The sequence below is a fragment of the Bradyrhizobium sp. Leo170 genome, assembly GCF_004296405.1.
Taxonomy (GTDB): Bacteria; Pseudomonadota; Alphaproteobacteria; order Rhizobiales; family Xanthobacteraceae; genus Bradyrhizobium.
In genome coordinates, this window is record NZ_PSRR01000826.1 from 1 (window position 1) to 660 (window position 660).

General features: G+C 64.2%; 1 protein-coding gene. It reads left to right on the forward strand.

Annotation, left to right across the window (positions count from 1 at the left end; translation table 11 throughout):
* The coding region (locus tag CWO89_RS44940) for an ABC transporter substrate-binding protein (protein WP_165421632.1) at positions 1–637 on the forward strand (637 nt) is incomplete at its 5' end.
* Between the last annotated feature and the right edge of the window lie 23 nt (positions 638–660).

The window sequence follows — 660 nt, forward strand, 5'->3', positions numbered from 1 at the left end:
CCGCGGCGGCAAGGTGCTCGGCAGCGTCAGGCATCCGCTCAACACGCCGGATTTCTCCTCCTTCCTGCTGCAGGCACAGGCCTCCAAGGCCAAGATCATCGGGCTGGCCAATGGTGGCGGCGACACCATCAACACGATCAAGCAGGCCGGCGAATTCGGCATCGTCGCCGGCGGCCAGAATCTCGCGGCGATCGTGATGTTCATCTCCGACGTGCACAGCCTCGGGCTGAAGCTCGCGCAGGGGCTGATCGTCACCGAGGCCTATTACTGGGACCTCAACGACAGGACCCGCGCCTTCGGCAAGCGCTTCTTCGAGCGCATGAAGCGGATGCCGACGATGAACCAGGCCGCCACTTACAGCGCCACACTACACTATCTCAAGGCGGTACAGGCCGCCGGCACCAAAGAAACAAAACCCGTGATGGCGAAGATGCGCGAAATGCCGGTGCGCGACGCCTTCACCGACAACGGCGTGCTGCGCGCCGACGGCCGCATGGTGCACAGCATGTTCCTGTTCGAGGTGAAGAAGCCCGAGGAATCCAAGGCGCCCTGGGACTATTACAAGGTGCTGGCCGAGGTCCCCGGCGACCAGGCCTTCCGCCCGCTGAAGGACGGCGGCTGCCCGCTGGTGAAGTGAACGAGCGCCCTTCCCGCACATTG